The organism is Nostoc sp. PA-18-2419, assembly GCF_005869855.1.
Lineage (GTDB): Bacteria > Cyanobacteriota > Cyanobacteriia > Cyanobacteriales > Nostocaceae > Nostoc.
The window spans coordinates 19,788-43,433 of record NZ_SZNH01000044.1; the positions used below are offsets into that span (position 1 = coordinate 19,788).

General features: G+C 35.1%; 17 protein-coding genes. 16 read left to right on the forward strand and 1 reads right to left on the reverse strand.

The window, feature by feature from the left end:
• Positions 1-43 precede the first annotated feature (43 nt).
• From FCR06_RS28095 to FCR06_RS28175, 16 genes are all read left to right on the forward strand, one after another.
• Positions 44-3,358, forward strand: a complete 3,315-nt coding sequence (locus FCR06_RS28095; RefSeq protein ID WP_138505649.1) for a beta-ketoacyl synthase N-terminal-like domain-containing protein — start codon at positions 44-46, stop codon at positions 3,356-3,358.
• 35 nt (positions 3,359-3,393) lie between these two features.
• On the forward strand, positions 3,394-5,052 hold the full coding sequence (locus tag FCR06_RS28100) for a PfaD family polyunsaturated fatty acid/polyketide biosynthesis protein (RefSeq protein ID WP_138505651.1): 1,659 nt from the start codon (positions 3,394-3,396) through the stop codon (positions 5,050-5,052).
• Entirely contained in the window at positions 5,024-6,367 is a 1,344-nt protein-coding gene (locus tag FCR06_RS28105; RefSeq protein ID WP_223280334.1) for a hypothetical protein, read from the forward strand. Before FCR06_RS28100 ends, FCR06_RS28105 begins: the two co-directional genes overlap by 29 nt.
• A 50-nt stretch (positions 6,368-6,417) precedes the next feature.
• Positions 6,418-6,705, forward strand: a complete 288-nt coding sequence (locus FCR06_RS28110; protein ID WP_138505653.1) for a 2Fe-2S iron-sulfur cluster-binding protein — start codon at positions 6,418-6,420, stop codon at positions 6,703-6,705.
• A gap of 182 nt (positions 6,706-6,887) precedes the next feature.
• Positions 6,888-7,193 carry a phosphopantetheine-binding protein gene (locus tag FCR06_RS28115; RefSeq protein WP_138505655.1) on the forward strand — a complete coding sequence of 102 codons (306 nt, stop codon included), beginning with the start codon at positions 6,888-6,890 and terminating at the stop codon, positions 7,191-7,193.
• 35 nt (positions 7,194-7,228) lie between these two features.
• Positions 7,229-8,551 (forward strand): phthiocerol/phthiodiolone dimycocerosyl transferase family protein, encoded by a 1,323-nt coding sequence (locus tag FCR06_RS28120; protein WP_138505657.1) that lies wholly within the window; start codon positions 7,229-7,231, stop codon positions 8,549-8,551.
• A gap of 143 nt (positions 8,552-8,694) precedes the next feature.
• On the forward strand, positions 8,695-10,572 hold the full coding sequence (locus FCR06_RS28125) for a hypothetical protein (RefSeq protein ID WP_138505659.1): 1,878 nt from the start codon (positions 8,695-8,697) through the stop codon (positions 10,570-10,572).
• 776 nt (positions 10,573-11,348) lie between these two features.
• Positions 11,349-13,004: a cyclic peptide export ABC transporter gene (locus FCR06_RS28130; protein WP_138505661.1), complete on the forward strand. Its 1,656-nt coding sequence runs from the start codon at positions 11,349-11,351 to the stop codon at positions 13,002-13,004.
• Positions 12,991-14,358 (forward strand): hypothetical protein, encoded by a 1,368-nt coding sequence (locus FCR06_RS28135; RefSeq protein WP_138505662.1) that lies wholly within the window; start codon positions 12,991-12,993, stop codon positions 14,356-14,358. Before FCR06_RS28130 ends, FCR06_RS28135 begins: the two co-directional genes overlap by 14 nt.
• Positions 14,359-14,641: 283 nt before the next feature.
• Positions 14,642-15,526 carry an SDR family NAD(P)-dependent oxidoreductase gene (locus tag FCR06_RS28140; RefSeq protein WP_138505664.1) on the forward strand — a complete coding sequence of 295 codons (885 nt, stop codon included), beginning with the start codon at positions 14,642-14,644 and terminating at the stop codon, positions 15,524-15,526.
• A 255-nt stretch (positions 15,527-15,781) separates the two neighbouring features.
• A complete protein-coding gene (locus tag FCR06_RS28145) occupies positions 15,782-16,642 on the forward strand; it encodes a hypothetical protein (protein WP_138505666.1) in 861 nt (286 codons plus the stop codon).
• Between the two features lie 44 nt (positions 16,643-16,686).
• Positions 16,687-17,040: a DMT family transporter gene (locus FCR06_RS28150; RefSeq protein WP_138505668.1), complete on the forward strand. Its 354-nt coding sequence runs from the start codon at positions 16,687-16,689 to the stop codon at positions 17,038-17,040.
• A gap of 385 nt (positions 17,041-17,425) precedes the next feature.
• The gene (gene argJ, locus FCR06_RS28160) at positions 17,426-18,589 is read left to right on the forward strand and encodes a bifunctional glutamate N-acetyltransferase/amino-acid acetyltransferase ArgJ (RefSeq protein ID WP_138505670.1); all 1,164 of its coding nucleotides are present in this window, start codon (positions 17,426-17,428) and stop codon (positions 18,587-18,589) included.
• A gap of 508 nt (positions 18,590-19,097) precedes the next feature.
• Positions 19,098-20,300 carry an AAA family ATPase gene (locus tag FCR06_RS28165; protein WP_138505672.1) on the forward strand — a complete coding sequence of 401 codons (1,203 nt, stop codon included), beginning with the start codon at positions 19,098-19,100 and terminating at the stop codon, positions 20,298-20,300.
• Positions 20,301-20,815: 515 nt separating this feature from the next.
• A complete protein-coding gene (locus FCR06_RS28170) occupies positions 20,816-22,036 on the forward strand; it encodes an AAA family ATPase (RefSeq protein WP_138505674.1) in 1,221 nt (406 codons plus the stop codon).
• A 227-nt stretch (positions 22,037-22,263) separates the two neighbouring features.
• Positions 22,264-23,226, forward strand: coding sequence for a hypothetical protein (locus tag FCR06_RS28175; protein ID WP_138505676.1), 963 nt, complete (start codon positions 22,264-22,266; stop codon positions 23,224-23,226).
• A 265-nt stretch (positions 23,227-23,491) separates the two neighbouring features.
• Here FCR06_RS28175 and FCR06_RS28180 read toward each other — a convergent pair.
• Positions 23,492-23,646 (reverse strand): heavy-metal-associated domain-containing protein (locus FCR06_RS28180; RefSeq protein ID WP_138505677.1); only part of this gene is annotated, 155 nt, incomplete at its 5' end.

The window sequence follows — 23,646 nt, forward strand, 5'->3', positions numbered from 1 at the left end:
AGCAACATCAAAAAATCTTTAAATCAGCTTGAGGAGACAGGTGATGGAAGAATTTACCAAAAATAAAACTCCGAAAATAGCAATTGTAGGAATGGATTGCCATTTGGGTGGTGATTGCAAAGGGTTAAATACCTTTGAACGCAGTATTTATGAGGGAACTCAGCATTTTATTTCCATACCTCCTCAGCGATGGCAAGGAATAGAAACACAAGAGGAATTGCTGAAAAATTATGATTTTGCCGATGGTGTAGCACCACTAGGCGCATATATCAAAGATTTTGAAATTGATGCTTTGCGTTTAGAAATTCCATTAGAAGAAATAGATAATTTTAATCCTCAAGAACTGTTGATGCTTGAGGTAGCCGATCGCACTTTGAAAGATGCGGCACTTCGTCAAGGAACAAGGATAGCAATTATTATTGTTACAGCTAGAGAATTGGCTCTGCATCCACTTCCCAAAACCGATGTTGGTAAAGACAATGAATATCCAAATTATCTCGAAAATAATTTAGCTAATTATATTTCTAAATTGTGGAATTTTGCTGGGCCTACATTCACATTAACGGCTGAACAAAATTCTGTTTTTAAAGCCTTAGAACTGGCACAAAAACTACTAGTAATTAGAGAAGTAGACGCTGTTTTGGTTGGTGCAGTCGAGCTTGCTGGGAATGGTATTAGTGTTTTATTACGAAATCAAATCAGCAAACTCAACACGGGCGTAAATACTCTCAGTTACGACCAAAATGTTAATGGCTGGATAGTAGGTGAAGGTGCAGCAGCCATAGTATTGAAGCTCCACGAAACAGCAAAACAAGAAAACGATCGCATCTATGCAACGATTGACGCTCTCAGTCTCATAGAAAATTTAATAAATCATAGTAACGAGTCCCTATTCCCCCTTATTCCCAGAGAAAGCCCTGAGTTACCCAATCCCCAAAAAGCAGTAATACAAGCTTGTCAGATGGCTTTTGAACTGGCAAATATCAAACCAACAGATATCAATTATTTAGAAGTTGTTGGTAGTGGAATTCCCCAGCAAGATGAGTCAGAAATTCAAGGATTGATTGAGGCATATCGCACATCTGAAGTAAATTTAAGTTGTGCGATCGGCAGTGTCAAAGCGAATATTGGTCATACCTATGCTGTATCAGGAATAATTAGTTTAGTTAAAACAGCATTGTGTTTATATCACCGCTATATTCCCGCAGTTCCTCAATGGACTAAACCTAAAATGCCAGAGGTTTGGCAAGCTAGTCCTTTTTATATTGCTACTGAATCAAAACCTTGGTTTCTAGAAAAAGGAGGTATTAAAAGAATAGCTGCAATTAATGGAATGGAAGTAGATGGGAGTTACGCACATTTAATTTTATCAGAGGAAGTATCTCACAAACATCAGAGCAGCAAATATTTAGAGCAAATGCCATATTATGTATTTGCGATCGCTGCTAACGATGAATCAAGTTTATTAGCAGAAATCCGTAATCTTCAACAAATTATTAAAAATTCTTCTTGCCTACCTACTGCTGCTAGCCAAACTTTTGCAGCTTTTCAACAGCGTCAACAGGCAAATTATACAGTAGCGATTCTCGGACACAATCAAGATGAATTGCAGCGGGAAATTCAGCATTCCTTCAAAGGTATTCCTCATGCCTTCGAGACAGGGAAAGACTGGCAAACACCTTTAGGCAGCTATTTTACAGCAAAACCATTGGGACGAAGAGGAAAAATTGCTTTCGTTTACCCAGGTGCTTTTAGTGCTTATCTCGGACTAGGCCGAAATCTGTTTCGCTTGTTTCCTCAACTTTATGACGACCCCCTCATCGGTAGTATTTATAACCGTGTCGCCAACGTCGAAAAACTTATTTATCCCCGAAGTTTAGAAAAATTATCCAACAGACAACTAGAAGTTTTAGAACAGCAATTAATTAACAATCCTGTAGCAGTACTGGAATCGGAAATGGCTTGTTCTGGATTGATGACAGCAATTTTGAAAAATTATTTTCAACTCAAAGCTGAATGTGCTTTTGGTTATAGTCTAGGCGAAATTAGCATGATGCTAGCTCAAGGTGTCTGGACTGAGTTTCAAGAAGGTAGTGAAGGCTTTAATTCATCATCTCTGCTGAAGACAAGGCTATCTGGGCCAAAAAATGCTGTCCGGGAGTATTGGGGATTAGCTCAAAAAGAAGAAAAAGGCGAAGATTTGTGGCGCAACTATATTCTGATGTGTCCAGTATCTCGTGTCAGAGAAGCAATTAAGCAAGAAAAACGCGTTTATTTGCCTTTAATTAATACTACAGAAGAAGTGGCGATCGCTGGCGATATCCAAGCTTGTCAGCGGGTAATTGCTAATCTAAATTGTGATGCTTTTTCTGCTCCTTTCACTCACGTTATCCATTGCGAACCAATGTGTTCTGAGTACGATGAGCTTGTGAGATTAAATACATTACCTACTGACAAGTTGTCAGAAACTATCTTTTATTCCGCAGCCCAGTACAAACCCATTCAACTAGACAGCCATTCTATTGCTCATAATCTTGCTAAAAATCTTTGTCAGCAGCTGAATTTTCCTCAGTTAATTAATCGCGTTTCTCAAGATGGTTTCAACATATTTATCGAAGTCGGCGCTGGTAGTAATTGTTCTAGATGGATTGATAAAGTCCTTAACCAAAAAGAACATGTCACAGTCACACTTAACAAAAGAGGTGTAGACGATCATGCTTCTTTTGTTAAAGCTTTAGCAAAACTCCTTAGTTATAAAGTTAATTTAGATTTATCGTCACTATATTCTCAGGTACAAGAAATTTCACACAACAACCAGCTTAGAGTTAGAAATATAACTTTAGACAGTAGCAGCATTAATTACACATCTTTAAACAGAAACAATCAAAAAATTGTTCAAGACATATCTTTGCATTCCACAATAAATGTAAATCAACACGAATATACCCTACCACAGTTAAAGGAATTAACATTAATGAATTCTTCTTTTACAGAAACTTCGAGCAAAAATTCAGAAAACATCTCTAAAAAATTAGAAAATATCCCGGAGCAAGTCAATCTTCAAAATGGCAAACCTGCTCAATTATTGCTACAAGAACATATTTTGCAGCAATCACAAGCCAACGAAAATTGGACAACAGAACAGGAAAATAGTCAATACAATTTGACCACTTACAGTGTTGCTGACGAAGCCCATTTACTTAACTTACATAGCCCTTTATATCAAAAACTGACTGATAACGCTTCCCACATGACCAAAGCTCATGCTGTTTTTTTACAAGCACGACAAGAGTCGCTAAAACAGATCAGCACCATAATTCAGTTACAAATAGCTTGTTACCAAAGGTTATTTGAATAATCATTGTTAAACAATTTGACCAAAGGGCTAAAAACATGATCGGCACAAACAATATACTCAATAAAAATGGTAATTATCTGATATATTCAGATAAACACCATCACAATCAAATTTGGCAAGGTACTTTAGACTCTATATCTTTTGACGAAAAAGGTATAAAATCTAAATTGTTAAATTTAGATAAACCTTGTTATATTATTAGAGTTGAAGGAAAAATTGGTGCAACTAACGAAGGTTATTTGTATGCTTACAACCCAGAAAAAATAGAACAAGCAGAAATACTAATAGCTGTTCCACCAATATTAACTAAACAGTTAGGTGATCAAAATTTTCTCAACTTTCATGGTGTAAAATATGCTTATGCCACGGGAGCAATGGCTCAGGGTATTGCTTCCGAAGAATTAGTAATTGCTCTTGGCAAAGAAAAAATATTGAGTTCATTTGGGGCTGGTGGCTTGTCTCCTGCTCGCGTTGAAGCAGCCATTAACCATATTCAACAAGCACTACCCCAAGGACCTTATGCTTTTAACTTACTCCACAGTCCGAGCGAACCTGCAATTGAACGCAGTCTGGTTGATTTGTATCTTAAATATCAAATCAGAACAATAGAAGCTTCTGCCTTCTTAGATTTGACTGACAATATCATCTATTACCGAGCTGCTGGACTTAGTTTGAATCCAGCTAATCAAATCGAAATCAAAAATAAAATCATTGCTAAAATTTCTCGCCGAGAAGTTGCAACGAAATTTATTCAACCTGCTCCGATAAAAATTTTAAAACAATTAGTTGAGCAAGGTTTGATTAGTGAATTACAAGCAAGCCTAGCTGAAAAAATTCCTGTTGCCGATGATATTACAACAGAAGCCGATTCTGGTGGTCATACCGATAATCGTCCTCTGATTTGTCTATTACCTTCTATCTTAGAATTGCGAGATGAAATTCAAAAGAAATATTCTTATGAAAAACCGGTCAGAGTTGGAGTAGCAGGAGGAATTGCTACACCACAATCAGCATTAGCTGCCTTTATGATGGGAGCAGCTTATGTTGTGACTGGCTCAATTAACCAGTCTTGTATTGAAGCTGGAACTTCTGAACATACTAAACATTTGCTGGCTCAAGCTGAGATGGCTGATGTGATGATGGCTCCAGCAGCAGATATGTTTGAAATGGGTGTAAAACTCCAAGTTCTTAAAAGAGGAACTCTGTTTCCTTTACGAGCGCAAAAACTGTTTGAGTTATACAAAAACTATGACTCAATTGAAGACATTCCCCTTCCAGAAAGAGAAAAATTAGAAAAACAAGTTTTAAGAAAAAGTTTGGAAGCAGTTTGGGAAGAGACAGTTACTTATTTGTCTCAACGCAATCCTGATAAATTAACCAAGGCTGTTAACAATCCGAAACTGAAAATGGCTTTAATTTTTCGCTGGTATCTTGGATTATCATCCCGTTGGTCTAACTTTGGAGAAAAAGGAAGAGAAATGGATTATCAAATCTGGTGTGGTCCAGCTATGGGTAGCTTCAATGACTGGGTTAGAGGTTCTTATTTATCTGATTATAAGAATCGCCATGTAGTTGATGTTGCTAACCAAATTATGACTGGAGCGGCATTTTTATACCGGATGCAAAGTTTGAAAATCCAGGGTTTACAAATGCCACCTTCTTATAGTGAATATCACCCAATTAAATTTAGATAAAGAGGAAAATTATATGATGACTGTTAAAATTAATGACCGACTGACCAAAATTCAAAATAAGCTTTTTGAGCAAGCACACACTAAATCTTTAGAATTAAAGCCACTGGCTATAGCTATTAATAGACAGGGAATTAATGGAGAAAAACTGTACTCTAATCCTGGAATAATTCCTTTACCTATGCCGCTTTGTGGTTATTTACGTTCTTTAAGTAAACGTCAAAAAGCAATTTTATCAGCAGCATTTTTAGCTAATTTCTATAAATTTGTTGCCAATAGTGAATCACAAGCTATTGTATCCAATATCAGTGTTTCTGAAAAAGTTTTTGCTCCATATTCAGACGAGTATATGATTCTGCATCAAGAAACTAACGAAGAGTTGGATCATATTTGGTCTTTCCGAACTATACATAGTATGGTTGTTAGAGAAACAGGAGTTAAAAATTCATTTGACGAGCCTGGTTTTTTCTATGGAAATGTTGGAATTATATCTCAATTAGACTTTGAAAAATTAACTACTCATTTTACTCTTGATGTAGAGCTTGAGCAAGCTCTGTCTCATCTGATGGAGGGTAAAAGTTTTCTCAAAAATCTAGTAGAGCAGCTACAGTATCAAGATAGAAGTTGGTTATATCGAACTTTACGCTTTATAGTTGGGGATGCTATAAGGATGTTACCTGCTCAAAAAGTTCAAGAGTATGGATTGGGTGGTTTATGGTTACTTTACCGATATGTTGCCAATGTAGAGTTAAAACAAGCTGAAAGCTTTTTATTTGATGAACCGGAAAATTTTGATTATGAACCATTGGCTTTTGAATTGAATCAGGGTCACTTAGCGGATGAAGCCCGTCATTACACAACATCTTTTGATTTAGGCTTAGAACTGTATAAAAATGCTTCTCCAGAAGCTCAAGATTTCATTCGTCATTTTCTACAAAAAATTGTGGAAGATAACATTAACGGTGCTTTCAGAACTTATCTAGAGAAGATAGATCTAATTAAGCAAGGATTAATATCTACTGAGGTTAGAGTTGGGCTTGATGCATTACGTATGTCTTTACATCATCCTGAATTTGCCGATAAGCAAATAGATTTAGAGCAATTAATTGATTCTTGGAGAGATATGAGCTTGAGTTGGCGAAAAATAATTGGCTCTTTAGAACAAAAATCTTGGCATTATAGAGCACAACAGCTATCTCGTCTTATTCAATCACTAGAACTTGAATTAGATCAAGAGCGACTAGGAAATCGCTACGATCGCTACAAGGATGCTCTAGCAGCTAAAGACATTCAAAAACTTGTTGAAGTTGCTCAATAGGTTCTAAATTTATTAACCCTCTTTTATGATATTGATTGATGAGTTGAACAATGCTAGTATCTATTCATTTTGAAGACGACCAAAAAACAATTCAAGTCGAAGCAAATCAACGTTTAACTAAAATTTGCGATCAGCATCCTAGTTCAATTTTATTTGGTTGTCGTAGTGTTGCTTGTGGAACTTGTTTGGTAGAAGTTCTAAGTGGGATAGAAAATTTAGCTCCCGTCATGGATGAAGAGCAGATTTTACTTGATGTGTTGGCTCCAGAAAATCCTAATGCTCGCTTAGCATGTCAATGCATAGTAGAGGGTGATATTCGGATTCAGGTTGCTAATTAATTGATAGTTATCACATAGACTGATACAGATTTGTAAAATCTGAAATATATATAAGTTTGGCACTGTGACAAATATAAAACTTGAGTTTTTAGCTTTATTAGACAGTGCCAAATCTTAAAAAATAGAGACACAAGACAGTAGCCAAGGCTAAATCTTTTTTTGATGAATTTAAAGGTGTGCAAATGAACCAACCTACTCCTGAAGCAACTAAAAAACAATCTTATACCGCAGAAGAAATTCAAGCTTGGTTAGTCTCTCATATTGCAGAGCAGCTAGGAGTTGAACCTAAAGATATAGATGTCCGACAGCCTTTAGATAGTTACGGTTTAGAATCAGCGCAGGCAATGTTTCTTGTTAGCAAAGCAGAGAAGTTATTTGGTTTTGAGCTATCTCCAATTTTATTGTGGCATTACCCTACTATTGAAACGTTGTCTGGGCGCTTAGCTGAAGAATCTAAGGCTTCACAGTCAGAAATGTTTGAGATTTAAACGTCAAAGCTGTTCTTGAATAGACATCAGTTAATATGATTGACAACAGAAAGCTGGGACGCCTTGAGCAGGCTATGGAAATTTTAAATAGCCGCGCTAAAACTTGGAACATAGTAACTATTAGTCGAATAAATGGCTATATATATGAAGAAACTATGAGACAGGCTTTAGATATGATTCGGTGTCGTCATCCTCGTCTTAATTCTCGAATTGTTCGTTATCAAAATAGTCTCAGTTTTCAAACTCAAGAAACAGCAAATATTCCTTTACGCTTTCTCAAAGTATTAGATAATCAGCAATGGCAAGAAGTTGTTTGTGAAGAGATGAATCAGGGAATTGATAGTAGTAAAGGACTACTGCGAGTGGTTCTTCTCCATCTTTCGGGTAATGAGCAGATAAGCTATTTGATTACAACAATACATCATGCGATCGCAGACGGTTTATCATGCATCCGACTTCACTCAGAAATCTTAACTTTTTGTCAAAAAATTGTCTCGAATGAACCAAATAATTCTGTAACTAGTTTAACTTCACTTCCACCCATCGAAGAACTAATGCCTCGATGGACTAAGGGATTTAGAGGTAGGATAAATAGTGCAATCTTTTTGTTACAACTTAGCTTGCAAGAAATTTGGAATCAACCAAAAACATTAGGTTTTGAAAAGTATGTATCTATTCCAAAACGTAGTTGCAATATTATCCACAGACAACTTGACCAAGAGTTAACCCAAAAGTTTGTAGATTCTTGTAAACAAGAAAATACAACAGTACACAATGCTTTGTGTGCTGCACTGATGTTAACAGTAGCTAGAACAATCGTTAAAGGTCAAAGAAAAGATATACGAGTAAATTGCATATCATATCTTGATTTAAGAAGACATTTCAAACCTGCAATTAGTGATGAGCATCTGGCTGTATTATCCTCATCTATTATGGAATTTTACCTGATAAAGTCAAATAGCTCCTTCTGGGAATTAGCTAGAGAAGTGAAATATAAGCTAGAAGCGAGTAAAAATCATGGCGATTTTTTTAAAATGGTTTTAGTCGCCAAGTATCTCATAAATTTTTGTTGTATTTATCCCAAAAAAATAGCTGCCACAGTATCAGTTTCTAATATCGGCAAAATTAATATCTCCAAAAACTACGGCAAATTTGAACTGGAAGAAATCAGTTTCATTGGTTCTAATGCTTTTTTTGCAGGGATTTTTGCAATCCATGTTTCGACATTTCAGGGGAAAATGATATTGAATATTTCATTTTCTCAACCTTCAATTAGTCAAGTCACTATGGAGCATCTTGTAAACAATTTTATATCTTATATTTATGATATTTGCAATTTAAATTGTGATTCTTCTTGAAACTGTTACATATTAAATACTTAATAAATAACATAAAGTTTGCTTCTTCTGAATTTTGATAGTTTGGCGAGCCTGAAATCATCAATTCCACTCTAGAAAGCTGATAAACTCACATTTTAAAACAATTAGGAGATTATAAAACGATGAACGTATCAGAACTTGTAGGAAACCTTACACAACAAGGTGTTCATTTGTGGGTTGATAACGACAAATTAAAGATTCGTTCGCCGAAAGGAATAATCACACCAGAAATCCAGGAAAAAATAGTTGCTTACAAGGCAGAAATTATATCATTTGTGCAAGAGATGGATGTAGCTGGTAATTTAGAATCTGTCCATTTAAGTCAGGGACTAAATCTACAAACTATTGGTCGTTTAATTGGTGGATTTGCAGAACAATCATCTGTGGAGTATAAACCGCCAATTATTGACCCCCAAATTATGGCTCAAAAGCTAACAGTTACATTTAAACCTTTACCTAGTAGCTACAAAAATCAAGAAATTCTTGAATTTCGCCAAGAATTAGAAGAAAAGCTCAAATATTATGGCGTTAAAATTTTAGCATGGGAAGAGGCGATCACCGAATTAAACTATGATTTTATTCTTCCAATAATTAATAAAAAGAAAAATTTTAAATTTAAGGGAGTTAAATCAGAAGTTAATGCAATCATTGATGTAGAAATACCTCCTTCTTTTCTTAGGAGAGGGGGTATAATTTTAGCAGAGTTTCTCTATAAACTTTATTCCAGCTTAATCTTAAATAATCGCAAAATTCCTGTGATCAAAATAGCTAGATTGAGCAGTTGGGCTGAAGATTATGCAGCTAAGTATATTGATAATCCTAGCAAAACACAAGTAATTGTAATTACGAATATAGACCATGACTTTATTAATCCTCTGATTCCATATAAACAAAAAATTAATATTGGTTTAAATACTTTAATTAGAAATTTTTCTGAGATTGTTATTGGAGTTTCATCGGAGCAAATTTCTATACTAAATATGAATCTTTCTGATTCTATTTTTACAAGAAAGCAGATTAGTAATTTTGTTCTTAAATCACTAATTCCTAAAGTATTTGTACCAATCGCACCCCTTTTACTAAGTCGATTTGAGGTAGAGCAATATAATCCTCAAGATTCTACTTATGCTGCAAAATTAGTCAGATTAGGCCAAGAATTAGCATCAACAGGTTTATTTCCTCCTGGTTTTAAACTAGATAAAGTGATTAAAAGAAAATCCCATAGAGATATTGTCAGTATCATTATAAATGGTAGGACAGGTGTTTCTTATGGTTTTGTTGCTTATGCTGAACCACCTCAATATTTTGGAGAAATTGAAATCACCAAAAATGACTGGGAAAATTTATTATCTGTTAGAGGATTTAGCAGTAATGAAATTCGTCAAAATGATAAAGGTAGACGCTATGTAAAAATCAATAAATCAGAAGAATATATATTTAGGCAAATACCTGATATTTGGCTTGTAAGTTCTCGTTCTGGGTCAAATAAAACAGATTTAAATATCACTGACGATATTATCAGAATTGGTTTGAAAGAAAAGTTACATCTTCAACTACCTAAAGTTATTCGTTCGGAGTTAGTAGACATAAAACCTTCTTATGATATCTATGTTATGCTAGCCATCAGTCTTTCTGCGGCTTTATATACACCAGAATTAATCAAAGATGGTGCGCCAATTGTTCATTTTCACGGCTATCCGGCATTTGATTGGTTTAAACCAAATGAATACTGCGTTGGAGTAGATAATCCTTCTGTACCTTGTGGAACTTATGAATCTGGTGTATTCAATTTTCTGGGTATTTCTAGCTTGGCGACTCAACAAACAAGCAATATATCTTTAGTAAGTTTAATAGAACCAGACCACGGTGCAAATTTTATCGCTCATGATTTGGAAAATTTAGTTCAAAGATTGAAAGACGGGTGTAAACAAGGACAAATTGAACTAGGGGGAAAACATTTTGCTTCTCTAAAATCTAAGATAGAAGAATGCAGAATCTAAAATTAACCAATAGACTTTGACAGCAGTTTTCATCTAAAACGAATCAGGGATTGGCTAAAAGTGGAAAAATTATAAATTTGCTTTAACTCCTTCCAAATTTTCAAATACTTTCCTAATAAAAAGGAAACTGCATAGGTTGGGGAACCACTGCGTTGGAGGTGTTTCCCAGCTTAAAATAAGTGACGTTTGATGAACGTAGACACTTGGAAAATAGCTTATTGTACTTCTACGGAAAAGCGCAAGGGTAGGCGCAGCGTCTCGTAGTAAAAGAGAGGGTAACCCAACATTATGCGTTAATTATTGGGCTTGGTTTCGTACCCTACACTATCTTGCTATAAGCTAATTTATATCTATTCTATATAAATAGTGAGAATTGAAAGCTACAGAACCCCGACTTCTTACCAGAAGTTGGGGTTCTTATTTACAAATTTATTACTATTTCTCAGAGTTATATATGATGAGTTGCATATGAGTTGCAATTGAGTATCTCACTGACATAATATACTTATAAATAAAAACTTATAAAGTTGTTATTTTAGCAATTTTAACAGGGTTTTTACAGCAGTAATATGATTTTTACCAGATAGTAGCTTTAAAATTTAAACTTTTCAAACATCTATAATTAAATCCCTGGTTTTGACTCAGCATCACCTTGATTTGTGTTGCTCATATCAAAAATTCTAGTGTTAGAGCGTTAACCATGTACACCAAGTATTAAACCATGAATAAACAACATGGATTAGACCAAATGTTGTAAGTTGTTAATTAATTATATTATGAACCTGATTCGCCTCCTATTACATACTTCTTCTCTTCACCTCAGTTTTGCAGTGTTAGCTGGTATTTTGAGCGGTGGTACTGCTGCTGGTCTAATCGCCTTAATTAATACAACATTGAATCAAAATCAGGCATCCAAAACTTTACTAATTTCGAGTTTTGTTGGTCTTTGTTTGCTGCGGCTAGTTGCTAATTTTGTTTCTCAAGTTTTATTAATTAAAATTTCCCAAAAAGCAATTCTCAACTTGCGGATGCTTTTAAGCCACCGAATTTTGACTTCACCATTACGGCAGTTAGAAAAAATCGGTGTTCATCGTCTTTTAGCTGTTCTCATTGAAGATATTCAAACAATCTCTAACACAATTATTATTATTCCTTTTTTGTGCATTAATATTGCTATTGTAGTTGCCTGCCTAATTTATCTAGGCTGCTTATCTCAACTTATTTTATTTATAGGTATTAGCTTTATGTTCCTGGGCATATTTAGTTATTCATTACCAACAATGAAAGCCATGTCTGTTTTGAAACTAGCTCGCGAACAGGAAGATAAATTGTTTAAGCATTTCCGCACTGTAACTCAAGGTACAAAAGAACTCAAACTACATCGCCGACGACAAGAAGCGTTTCTTTCAGAAGACTTGCATAGGACTGCTTTATCATCCCGCTATCATAATGTTGTGGGTATGAGTATCTTTGCTGCCGCAGCTAGTTGGGGACAAATTCTCTTTTTTATTGCCATTGGTTTGCTTTTATTCACTATACCTACTATTAACAAAATTAATCCAAAAATATTATCTGCATATGCTTTAACTACTATTTATTTAATATCACCTTTAGAATATATTATGAGTACAATGCCTACTATAATTAAAGCTTTAGTTGCTTTAAAAAAAGTTGAGTCTCTAGGTCTTTCGTTAGCAAGTTATCCAAAGGAAATTGCTGATAAAAACTCATTTATTTTAGATAAATATTGGAAGAGTTTAGAATTAGTAAATATTACTCATAGTTACTATCAAGAGCGAGAAGAAACCAATTTTATTCTTGGGCCTATTAATTTGAAATTTTCTCAAGGAGAACTTGTTTTTATTTTAGGAGGTAATGGTAGTGGTAAATCTACTCTTGCTAAATTAATTACTGGGCTTTACACTCCTGAAACAGGAAAAATTTATTTAGATGATAAGCTTATCAATAATCATAATTTAGAGTGGTATCGTCAGCAATTTTCTGTAGTATTTTCCGACTTTTATCTTTTTGATCGCTTCTTAGGTTTGGATAGTAATAATCTCGATTTTCAAACTCAAAAATACCTCATTCAATTACAACTTGACCATAAAGTTAAGGTCAATAACGGCGTACTTTCTACAACCGATCTTTCTCAAGGACAACGCAAACGCCTTGCTTTGCTTACTGCCTACCTTGAAGATCGTCCCATTTATATCTTTGATGAGTGGGCATCAGATCAAGATCCTCTATTTAAGGAAATTTTCTATACTCAACTTCTCCCGGAGCTAAAGAATAGAGGAAAAACTGTACTGGTTATTAGCCACGACGATCAGTATTTTTACTTAGCAGATCGGATTATTAAGCTGGAATACGGTCAAGTTCAAACTGAACATTTAAATATTGGAAAGGAGCAAATTAATGCTTTTGAATAATTTATTAAAAACATCTGAGCAGTCTATGAATTTTTTAAAAGAAGAAAGAATTACGTTACGAGAAAAACAAAACAGAACTTTAAAAGCAGATGTTAAATCTGTTCTACATTATAGAGATTGGATTCAAGCGAAAACTAATCATACTTTCGACAGCACCCGAATATTAGGAATAGTTGCAACTACTAAAGGGGCTGAAAGTTATTTACCCTATACTATCCCTAAAATCATTCAACAAATTTCGCAAATGGCGATGATGGCTGATATAATCATTGGTTTAAATAATGGTTTTGAATGTCCAGCTGTTATTGAGCGTTTGAGTTTGTTGCCAAATATCCAAATTATTCATCTCTATACTGAAGAAAAGTTGGCAAATAATATTCCAGCGTTAATATTTGATAATGTAATATGCCAAGGTCAACCATATTTTTTGACTAACATTGACACTTACCAATACAGACATAGAATATTTGTTGTCCATCAAAAACAGGGGCAATACTCAGCAGGAAAAATTCGAGTTTTGGCAGATATTTATAGTTCATTACTACTCAAGAGTATAGAAAATGGATGGATACCACCTAGCATCTTAGTGACTTTTGATGCAGAGTCTCAGTTTTTAGTGTCGCACAATTATTCAGTTATAGAGCTAGAGTCGAATGGGTTAGAATTAATAGTAAATCAACTGCAAAACCAGCGTAAAATCGATATTATAGGTACAAGAAATAAGTTCGCTGTTTACGAAAAAGCAACAGTAGATGGAATTGAAGTTTTATTACCTAATTTTAGTGAACAAGTGCCTCCTATCCAATGGTTTATAGATATTGTTCATGGTAGATTCAGCGGCTTTCAGTGTAAATGGGGAGGAGGCACATTTGGTAGAACTGATGTGATAGTTAGCTTGTTAGCAGTGATTTCTATAAATTATCCAGGTATCAGGACTGAAGATACTCAACTCACTATCTTAGCTAAATATGCAGGATTTGTAGACAATATATTTTTAGATGTGATTTCTACAAATAGAACTCCCAGTTTGACAGATATGACGATGGAACAGCCACCAAAAAAAGCTTGGATAGAACAAATATATAGATGGTCAGCTTCTCTTCATGGATTAAAATTACTATATGGAGAGCATAATATTAAAATATTAGTAAATGATGGTTTTCCTTGGTTTACTTTCACGAGTCCTATTACTTTTTTAAAATTGTTAAAATTAAATCAAAAGCCTAGTATTTTAACAGCATTTTTTAAAGTAAGTTTTTTATTTATTGCATTTTCAGTTTTTAAAAAAGTAAAAGAAGATAGTAGAAAATATCCTGATTTTTTACAAGGCGAAAAAGCAAAAGCTTTTTGGTGATCCAATCATAGTTATTTAAAAATATGATAAATGTTTTTAAATTGTTTAATTTATTTTTTAATTTTATAAATATGCAGCATCAAATAGTAAAAATAACTTATATTAAGTTAACTTTTTTGTAGAAATTATTTTTTAAAGTTGCTCTAAATACAGTAATAAATTTGAAATTATACTCCTTGAAATTAAAATATTTTAATATATCTGCGAAAAAATATTACTGATATATAGAGCTTCAGTTTCTAAAAGAGTCTGACAGTAACAGGATTAGTTTAAGGTGTTTATCATGACAACTTTAGTAGGTAAAACAGTGCTTTTGACAGGTGCATCACGCGGTTTAGGAGTATACATTGCTCGCACTCTAGCTAGAGAGCAAGCAACAGTGATTTGTGTTTCTCGTTCTAAGTCAGGACTAGATGCAATATGCACTCAAATCAAAGCTTTAGGTGGTAAAGCGATAAGTATTCCTTTTGATATTAAAAATATGGCAGAATTATCAACTCTCAAACAACAGATTAATAAAATTGTTGGTCCAGTTGATATTTTAATTAATAATGCTGGTATAGAAAATTATCAAGATTTTGTTGATTACTCTCTAGAGGATCTCCAGTCAATATTGACAATTAATTTACTTGCTGCTATCGAACTAACTCGTTTATTTCTGCCAAGTATGTTGGAGCGGCGTGGTGGTCACATTGTTAATATTGCTTCTCTTGCTGGTAAAAAGGGAGTCCCTTACAACAGTATTTATTCTGCTAGTAAAGCTGGTTTAATTATGTGGACTGATGCGATGCGACAAGAATTAGCTGCTACTGATACCAATATCTCGGTAATCTGTCCAGGATATATCTCTGAAACTGGTATGACTGTTAATAGTCACGTACCTACACCTTGGTTAGTAGGTGTATCTACACCGATAGATGTCGCAGATGCAGTAATTAAAGCTATTAAACAAAACAAAGCGGAGATAATTGTTAATCAAAATCTGCTAACAGCAAGTATAACTAAACTAATGTTTGCTATTGGACAATTTTGTCCCCAACTTGTGGATAAATTTTATCATTATTTAGGCGTAGTAAAGCTGAATTATAAGCGTAAAAATGTCAAAAACTTTGCGAAGGATCGTATTATTATGCCAGTTCATAATTATGGAAGATTTACAAAAAAGTAAAACGATTTAAGAATTTATTTACATGTGAGTGAAGAAAAATCTGGTAGTTTAGTAATTTATGTTTTAATTTACTTACAATTTTTAGACTACCTGAATATGTAATGCCCATCGCTTTGGTAATAGAGCAATATATATCATATCGCTTGGATGAAAAAAGCGATCGCTATTTGTAATTTAAAAGCTTTAAACAATCTGAGTAATACAAAACTTAGATATATAGCTTTTTTAAAATGTACTTATTGAGGATACTAATTAATGTATTTTTCTGAAAAACCAATCACGATTTTTACTGTACCTAAACCTTTTATAGGACATATTGGTATTATTCAGCGAAATGCAATCAAAAGTTGGAAATTGCTTTGTCCTCGCCCACAAATTATTTTATTTGGTAATGAGAAAGGTATTGAGGAAATTTCTCATGAACTAGATGTAATTCACGTACCAAATATCAAATTAAATAAATATGGTACACCTTTGTTAGATGGTATATTTCGACAGGCTCATGAACTTGCGAAAGGTTCTATTCTCAGTTATGTAAATACCGACATTATTCTTTTAAATAATTTTTGTCTAGCTATCAAACAATTACAAACTACCTCTTTCGATTCTTTTGTGATGACTGGACAGCGTACAGATGTGAATATTACAAAATCGCTTGACTTCGATTTACCTGATTGGGATAGTCAGCTTCAGCAATCTGTTTTTAAACAAGGCTCTTTAGCGTCAATTGTGTGTATGGATTATTTTGTATTTCCCAGGCCGCTGTATGCAGAAATTCCATCTTTTGTTGTTGGTAGAGGTCATTGGGATCATTGGATGGTTTATTATGCCCGTGAATTGGGAATACCCGTTATTGATGGTACAAATGTGGTTACGGCCATACATCAAAATCATAACTATAGTCACTTATCAGGTGGTCGCGGTGTGGCTTATGTTAAAGGTGAAGAAGCTCAACATAATGCTAAGTTAGCCGGAGATGTGCATATGGCTAATGGATTTGTTGCAACCTGGAAGCTAACACCTTGGGGACCGAAAAAACGTAACTTATTATCTGCTCTTTTCTCATTTTTAGTTGACATGCCTCGTTTCGCCAAGTTGGTTGTTTCGCTAAGTTGATTGGCAAGTCTAAAGTCAAAAGTCACGTATTTAAAATTAAAAAAATGAACATTACTTTCAGCACATGGAGCTTCGTCTTTGCTGCTAGCATCAATACTTGCATTGGAAATTTGTTATTAAAGCGATCGCGCCTTGAAGCTCCCGATCCTGGTTTAGTATCATTGGTATTATCTCCTTGGTTTATCAGCGGACTGGTTTTCTACAGCATAAACCTCGTGCTATTTGGTAAAGCATTGGATAAATTACCAGTTTCAACCGCTTACCCCGTCTTCGCCGGGTTGGGATTTGGTTTAATTGCTGCTACTGGGAGTTGGTTTTTTGGAGAACGCCTCAGCCTTAACCAATACCTTGGACTAGGAATAATTTTGATTGGAATCATTATCATGTCACGTTCTTAATTCATCGACCTCAATTTGCGCTCGTCGGGAGCAAACCGCAACTCCCTGACTTCTTACCAGAAGTTGGGGATTTTGTTTTTCACCAATGATTTTAGATTGCTATAGATTTACAACCACTAATTCAGCATAAATTCTGGTAACAGAATTACCACGAATCTTTGAAAAATCCTATCGCCTTCCTCATGCAGACATCTGGAATCAAGGTGGTTTAGGGCTAAGTTTTTCTATAGTACAGAAATTAGTCGAACAACTGCAAGGAAAAATTTAAGTATAAAGCAATAATGAATGGACGATATTCACTATGACGTTACCTAATTTATAGTTTGCTAGCTTCTATCAGTTCCAAAAACTGAGATAATTAAAGCAAATTTTTATAAATACACAAATGTCATTATCTATACCTTTGTCACCTCAAGGTTTTAGTGCATTTATTACTAACTTGGGAATTCGAGATACAACAGATGATTTTGTCTTGATTAAATCAGAAGTTCCTTGTGTTGCTGATGGAGTTTTTACTCAAAGTCTTTTCGCTGGGCCGAGTGTTACTATCAGCCGCGATAACTTAAAAGATTCACAAGCACAAGCAATTGTTGTTATATCTAAGAATGCAAATGTCGCTAATGGTTCTGTTGGTATCGCTGATGCTCAAGAGGTTCTGCAATTAGTTGCAACTGAAACTAGAGTTGCTGCACAAAATATTGTAATAGCTTCTACAGGTGTAATTGGCAGACGTTACCCCATTGAAAAAATCCGCGCAGGTTTATTAGGATTAGGAAAAAAATTGAGTGCTGCTGATTTTCATGCCGCAGCCCGTGGTATTATGACCACCGATACAGTAGCGAAACTAGCTACACGCCAAATCGGAAATGCCAAGTTAGTAGGAATTGCCAAAGGTGTCGGTATGATTGAGCCGAATATGGCTACCCTTCTAGCTTTCTTTTTTACTGATGCTGCTATTGAAGCAAACAGCCTACGTTCTATTTTTCGCTCTACTATTGATAAAACATTCAACTGCTTGAGTATAGATACTGACACTTCTACTAGTGATTCTGCCGTCATTTTAGCAAATGGTTTAGCAGGTGAAGTTCCACAACTAGATTTTGCTAATGCATTGCAAGAAATCGCACATGAACTGGTGTTGAAAATTGCCAGAGATGGAGAAGGTGCTACTAAAATTATTCAAGTAACTGTAGATTTTGCTATTAACTATGCGCAAGCTAAAAGGGTAGCTAAAGCAATTGTAAATTCACCATTGGTCAAAACCGCCGTTTATGGAGCAGATCCAAACTGGGGACGAGTTGCTATGGCTATAGGCAAATGTGAAAAGGAACAACAGATAAATCCAGAACGAGTTATTATCAGGTTTGACAACGTGAAAGTTTATCCTGATAGTTTAACCGAGGAAAATCTGCACCAGTTGCGGCAAATTATGTCCAAAGAACGAGTAGACATTCATGTTAGTCTTAATATTGGCGAAGCTTCTGCAACTGTATGGGGTTGCGACCTTTCAGAAGGTTATGTAGAAATTAATGGTAAATACTCAACTTGACGTTTTTACAGTTATGGGAGACTTTGCTTCGCCTTCATGCTTCACAGTAGGCAGCACAGCAATCCTACCCTACAATAATTTAATCTTATTTTCAAGTGTGTTCCATTCAATTGAAAACCTTTGTATCAATTGATTTATCAAAATAGTTGACATGTATATTTATGTTATAGTACATATATTACAAAAGTAATTAGTTTAGATTAAAGAGCTTTTCTAATTAACTGGTTCCAAGTGACAAAAAGAGTGGGTTTACAGTCCTTATCATCTATCTAGCTCGATTATTGACAATTTGAATTCTCACAGTGAGTTATAAACAACCTGGTAGGTTGACGCAGAAGTAGCTATCCTTGAAAGAGTGTGTATAGTCACTTACCACTGTAGTTATTTCAACTGATGTATACTTTGGCTCTGGCGACTTCCACGCAATTGGTTTATATTACGAGAAAACTTTTCCCAATCTCCCACTTACACACCAAATAACTCAGTAACGCTGTATAACTAAACAAATATGGATTTTGATTATTATAGAAGCATTGATGGTACTCCTGCGAATAATACTCGTCAAAGCTTACTTGCTAGCGGTTGGCGACCGTTTCACCGAGAATTAGACTGGAGCTTTTTATGGCATCTATTATCTCATGACTCACGCGAATTAACTCAAAAAAGTTTTAATTTAGCAAGTAATGTTGCTGATATTTTGGGACGAAATAATTATGCTTGGTGGGCAAATCTATTAAGTATTGTATCTGATAATACGCGTTACGAAATTGAAAAATTTTGGAATTATATTACACCAGATCCTCAATCACCAGATCATCGCTACAAAGATGTTTTGAGTACAGAAACACCTATCGTTCAATTTGTCAGTCGTACCAGTATTCCTATTGATTATGTTCTGAACCGATTGCAAGAAATTACTGTAGTGCGAGTTTTACATTTATTAGCTCGTCCCGATATTATTACTCAATATTACTCAGAAAGAGATTTTTACTTTCCTGTAGAAAAATTTTTTAACTGGGAACGATTAGATGTAATCAATACTGTTTATGCTTACTGGTCTAAATATGACATTTGGTTGCAAATCGATCCTTATGATCGTGGACGACGACAATATACTTTAATGGCGAAAAATTTAGCACCATTAATTAACAAAGCAACTTACGACTTAGCAGTTATGCTGAGTGGATATCAAAGCCGTGTAGGCAAAGTTCACAGTCAATTTCCCATTCGCACATTTCCAGCAGATATCCAAAACTTTACTGATTCTGTACAGCAAGCAATTCTCAATCAAAATCAGTTAGCAGTTGTTGTACATGGAGAACCGGGGACGGGTAAAACAGCTTGGACACAAGCAGTAGCAAAAGAAATTCTTGTACCTTTAGGTTTTGTAATTTTTATTTTAGATCATGATGCGATCGCCAATTTTGTCCCACCCACTTATTTAGAGCGGATTTGTATTGTTATCAACGAAGCTGATAACTTAGCACAAAATCGTGCATCCGAAGTAGCACAATACAATAACAAAACCGAACACATTCTCAGTTTGCTGGATGGTACTTTGTATCAGAGTGTAATTGATGACTCTGATATTCAGATGCAGCAACGGTTAGTTGTCTTAATGACTTGCAACACTACTGAAAGATTAGATCCAGCCATGTTACGTAAAGGTAGGGTGGATTTAATGTATGAGTTTACGCAACTGTTTGTGTAAAGTTGTTTTTTTGTGAAAACTTAGCTTCCCGACTTTTCTAATAAATCGGAGAGCTAGCTGGACAACACTGATTTTTAGAAATTATGCGAATCTTAATTTTTGTCACAAATGAAACAAGATATTTAAATAATTAAGACTTAGGGGACTGATACAGCAGTTTTCGTTTACATGAAGTACAAAGTTATAGGTTTTGAGGCAGAAGGGAGAAGGGATAAAGAATAATTAGAGTTTTGAATTCTTAGTTTTGTACCTCATAAACCTGCAATACGCTGTAAATAAAAAATATCCTACTGTTCACACTCAACCGTCAACAGGAGTCAGTGCGTTGTGTATTTTCCAAGAGTTTGAAGTAACTGACATTCATCAATCAGCAACTTCAAACGGGATACTTTATTTGTTGGAGTTACCTAAAGTTGAAAATATTCAATTTGCTGCGAAATTTATCTCAGAGGTCTTGTAGTTAAACACCAGTGTGACGATTTCCAGACCAAAACTTACCAGGGAAATAAATAATTGTGAAAATTCAACAATTGATTACAGAAGCGCTGAGTCTACCTAATAATGCGATCGCCTACCATATCAGTCAAGAATTAGCAGCAATCTATCCCCAGAAAGGAATGGTAGAGGGGGACGATCCGACATTCAATTTGGAGAAGTATACCAAGGTAAACTCCTCTACTCTCCAACAGAATATCTTTATCCACAACCAGATTATCACTAGCTGGGATGGAATGGAGCAAGAAATTGATAATCATACTGAAAATGCTAGTTTTGAAGTTACATGGCAAGGACATAAACTCGATATCCTGTTAATGAGTTGGCAAGAAGGTTATTGTAAAACTCGATATTACTGGATTTTGGCTGATGACAAAGAAATAGCTGAAGATTTTTTTGTTAATGTTTGTGATTGGAATTCGGAAATTCGTGACGAAGTTTTAGTCTTTGAAAATGGTTATTGGCAAAAAAATACTGAACTATTTCAATCAATTCAAGGTGCTACTTTTGACAATTTGATTTTGCAAGGTAATCTCAAGCAAGATATTCAAGATGACCTGAATAGATTCTTTGCATCCCGCGAAACTTACACAGCATATGGTGTGCCTTGGAAGCGAGGCATTTTATTTATAGGTTCACCAGGAAATGGCAAAACGCACACAGTAAAAGCATTGATTAATCAAATGCAACAGCCTTGCTTGTATGTCAAAAGCTTTAAGTGTGAGTATGACATTGATAGTGAAAATATTCGTAAAGTATTCAAGCAAGCTAGGCAGTCAGCACCTTGCATTTTGGTGCTAGAAGATATCGATTCTCTATTAACTGATGAAAATCGCTCTTTCTTTTTAAATGAATTGGATGGCTTCGCCTTGAACGAAGGAATTATCACTATTGCAACTACAAATCATCCTGAACGTTTAGATTCAGCAATTAGCGATCGCCCCAGCCGTTTTGACCGCAAATATCACTTTGAATTACCAGATATTGTAGTCAGACAAGCTTATATAGCGTTGTGGAATTATAAATTAACAACAGCAATGCAGTTGTCTGAGGAAGCTATTAATCAGATAGTTGCATTGACAGATGGCTTTTCTTTTGCATATCTCAAAGAACTATTTCTCTCATCAATGATTCGCTGGATAGGAACTTTAGAAACCGGGGCTATGGATAAAACTATGCTTTCTCAAGTTACAATTTTACGAGAACAAATGAGCAGCACAACTATTGGTAGCGAGAAATGAGCAAACTAGGATGACCGTGACATAGTGATAACAAAGTTTAGTGGATAACCAGTGGGGAGTTGTTGGTAAACGCTTAAGTGAGTTTAAAGGGGTACTGATTGCAGGGTTTGTAATTAATTTTATTACTTAGGATGGTTTTGAGTTAAATAAAGTTGTATTTAAGATTACAGGAAATGAAAAACTAGATTTGTAAGAAATTAATTTTCCCCTGCTATCAAGGAGTAACAATGGTTTTAAGTCAATATCAACGTGCTGTAGGCGTTTTTACTCATCGTCGAGATGCAGAACGGGCATTACATGAGTTGAGAGATTCTGGCTTGGCGATGGATAAAGTATCTGTAGTTGTCCAGAATGCAGACCGCAATCATGAGATGGCTGATGATGAAATTAGAGACCGCACTGGTGATAAAGCTGATGAAGGTGCAACAGTAGGAGGGCTTTCAGGCGGCGCTGTTGGTGGACTAACTGGTTTATTAGTAGGTCTTGGTACTTTAGCAATCCCTGGAGTTGGGCCAATAATGCTGGCTGGCGCAGCTGCAACTGCTTTGGTTACAACCCTTGTTGGGGCAAGTATTGGTGCTGCGACTGGGACTTTTGCTGGTGCATTAGTTGGTTGGGGAATATCGGAAGAGCAAGCTAGAGCATATAACCAACGAGTAGAGTATGGACACTATTTAATAATTGTGGATTGTACATTTAGTGAAATTGCAAAAGTAGAAGCAATTTTAAAACGTTGGGGTATTGAAGAGTTTGGTATTTACGAGCATCTCAACAGAGACCAATTACCTACAAATTATTTAAGTACGGCAAATTCTACTAGTGCCATTCCTAATAAAACTGGGATTCTGACCAAGTATGCTGTTAGTTACTTCGATAACATAGATAATGTTGAAGCGACAATTAACGATATGTATGTCGCAGGTTTTCCAGCAAACCAGATTTTCTTAATTTCCAAAAACTTTTCCCAATTAATCGGGTCAATAGACATTAATTTAAGTGACCGTTTTGATGCTATGAGGCTAGGAATAGGAGATGAGTGGGCACGCTTTTACAACGAGCAAATTGCTGTAGGCAACTATCTACTCATCGTTAGTGGCACAGACAATGAGCTTGAGCAAGCTAGCTTGATTTTGGGCAATTATGGGGTTGAAGAATGTCAAATTTATGACCCTATGTTAATTCGTTCTTAAAAACGAGTACTGAAATTAACAATTTTGTCAGAGCAAACAACTGTACAGCAATACTTTTAAATTCCTACAGTATTTAGCTGTATTTGTTACAGCTTATAAGTTAGTTAGAAAGATAAATATTTTTAGTGTGTCAAAAGAGGTAAATATTCTTCAATAAGTAGAGTAATTTATCATATTCCGCCCGGAAACCGGGCGAATATATGACTAAGCAATTGTGCTGGCTAAATTACTTCATCTAAATCTGCCCAGAAATTTAAAAATGTAATTAATAGCCTTCGATTGTGAAACCAGCAGATTGAACTATCTGTTTAATTGACTCTTCAGAAGCGGCAGTTTCTACAGTTACAGTTTTAGTATCAACGTTCACATCTACTTTGGCATCAGATTCCATAGTCTGAATAGATTTAGTTATTTTCTTGG

Coding starts and splice junctions, on each gene's coding strand:
- FCR06_RS28095 (WP_138505649.1), top strand. CDS start 44: ATGGAAGAATTTACCAAAAATAAAACTCCGAAAATAGCAATTGTAGGA.
- FCR06_RS28100 (WP_138505651.1), top strand. CDS start 3,394: ATGATCGGCACAAACAATATACTCAATAAAAATGGTAATTATCTGATA.
- FCR06_RS28110 (WP_138505653.1), top strand. CDS start 6,418: ATGCTAGTATCTATTCATTTTGAAGACGACCAAAAAACAATTCAAGTC.
- FCR06_RS28115 (WP_138505655.1), top strand. CDS start 6,888: ATGAACCAACCTACTCCTGAAGCAACTAAAAAACAATCTTATACCGCA.
- FCR06_RS28120 (WP_138505657.1), top strand. CDS start 7,229: ATGATTGACAACAGAAAGCTGGGACGCCTTGAGCAGGCTATGGAAATT.
- FCR06_RS28125 (WP_138505659.1), top strand. CDS start 8,695: ATGAACGTATCAGAACTTGTAGGAAACCTTACACAACAAGGTGTTCAT.
- FCR06_RS28130 (WP_138505661.1), top strand. CDS start 11,349: ATGAACCTGATTCGCCTCCTATTACATACTTCTTCTCTTCACCTCAGT.
- FCR06_RS28135 (WP_138505662.1), top strand. CDS start 12,991: ATGCTTTTGAATAATTTATTAAAAACATCTGAGCAGTCTATGAATTTT.
- FCR06_RS28140 (WP_138505664.1), top strand. CDS start 14,642: ATGACAACTTTAGTAGGTAAAACAGTGCTTTTGACAGGTGCATCACGC.
- FCR06_RS28145 (WP_138505666.1), top strand. CDS start 15,782: ATGTATTTTTCTGAAAAACCAATCACGATTTTTACTGTACCTAAACCT.
- FCR06_RS28150 (WP_138505668.1), top strand. CDS start 16,687: ATGAACATTACTTTCAGCACATGGAGCTTCGTCTTTGCTGCTAGCATC.
- argJ (WP_138505670.1), top strand. CDS start 17,426: ATGTCATTATCTATACCTTTGTCACCTCAAGGTTTTAGTGCATTTATT.
- FCR06_RS28165 (WP_138505672.1), top strand. CDS start 19,098: ATGGATTTTGATTATTATAGAAGCATTGATGGTACTCCTGCGAATAAT.
- FCR06_RS28175 (WP_138505676.1), top strand. CDS start 22,264: ATGGTTTTAAGTCAATATCAACGTGCTGTAGGCGTTTTTACTCATCGT.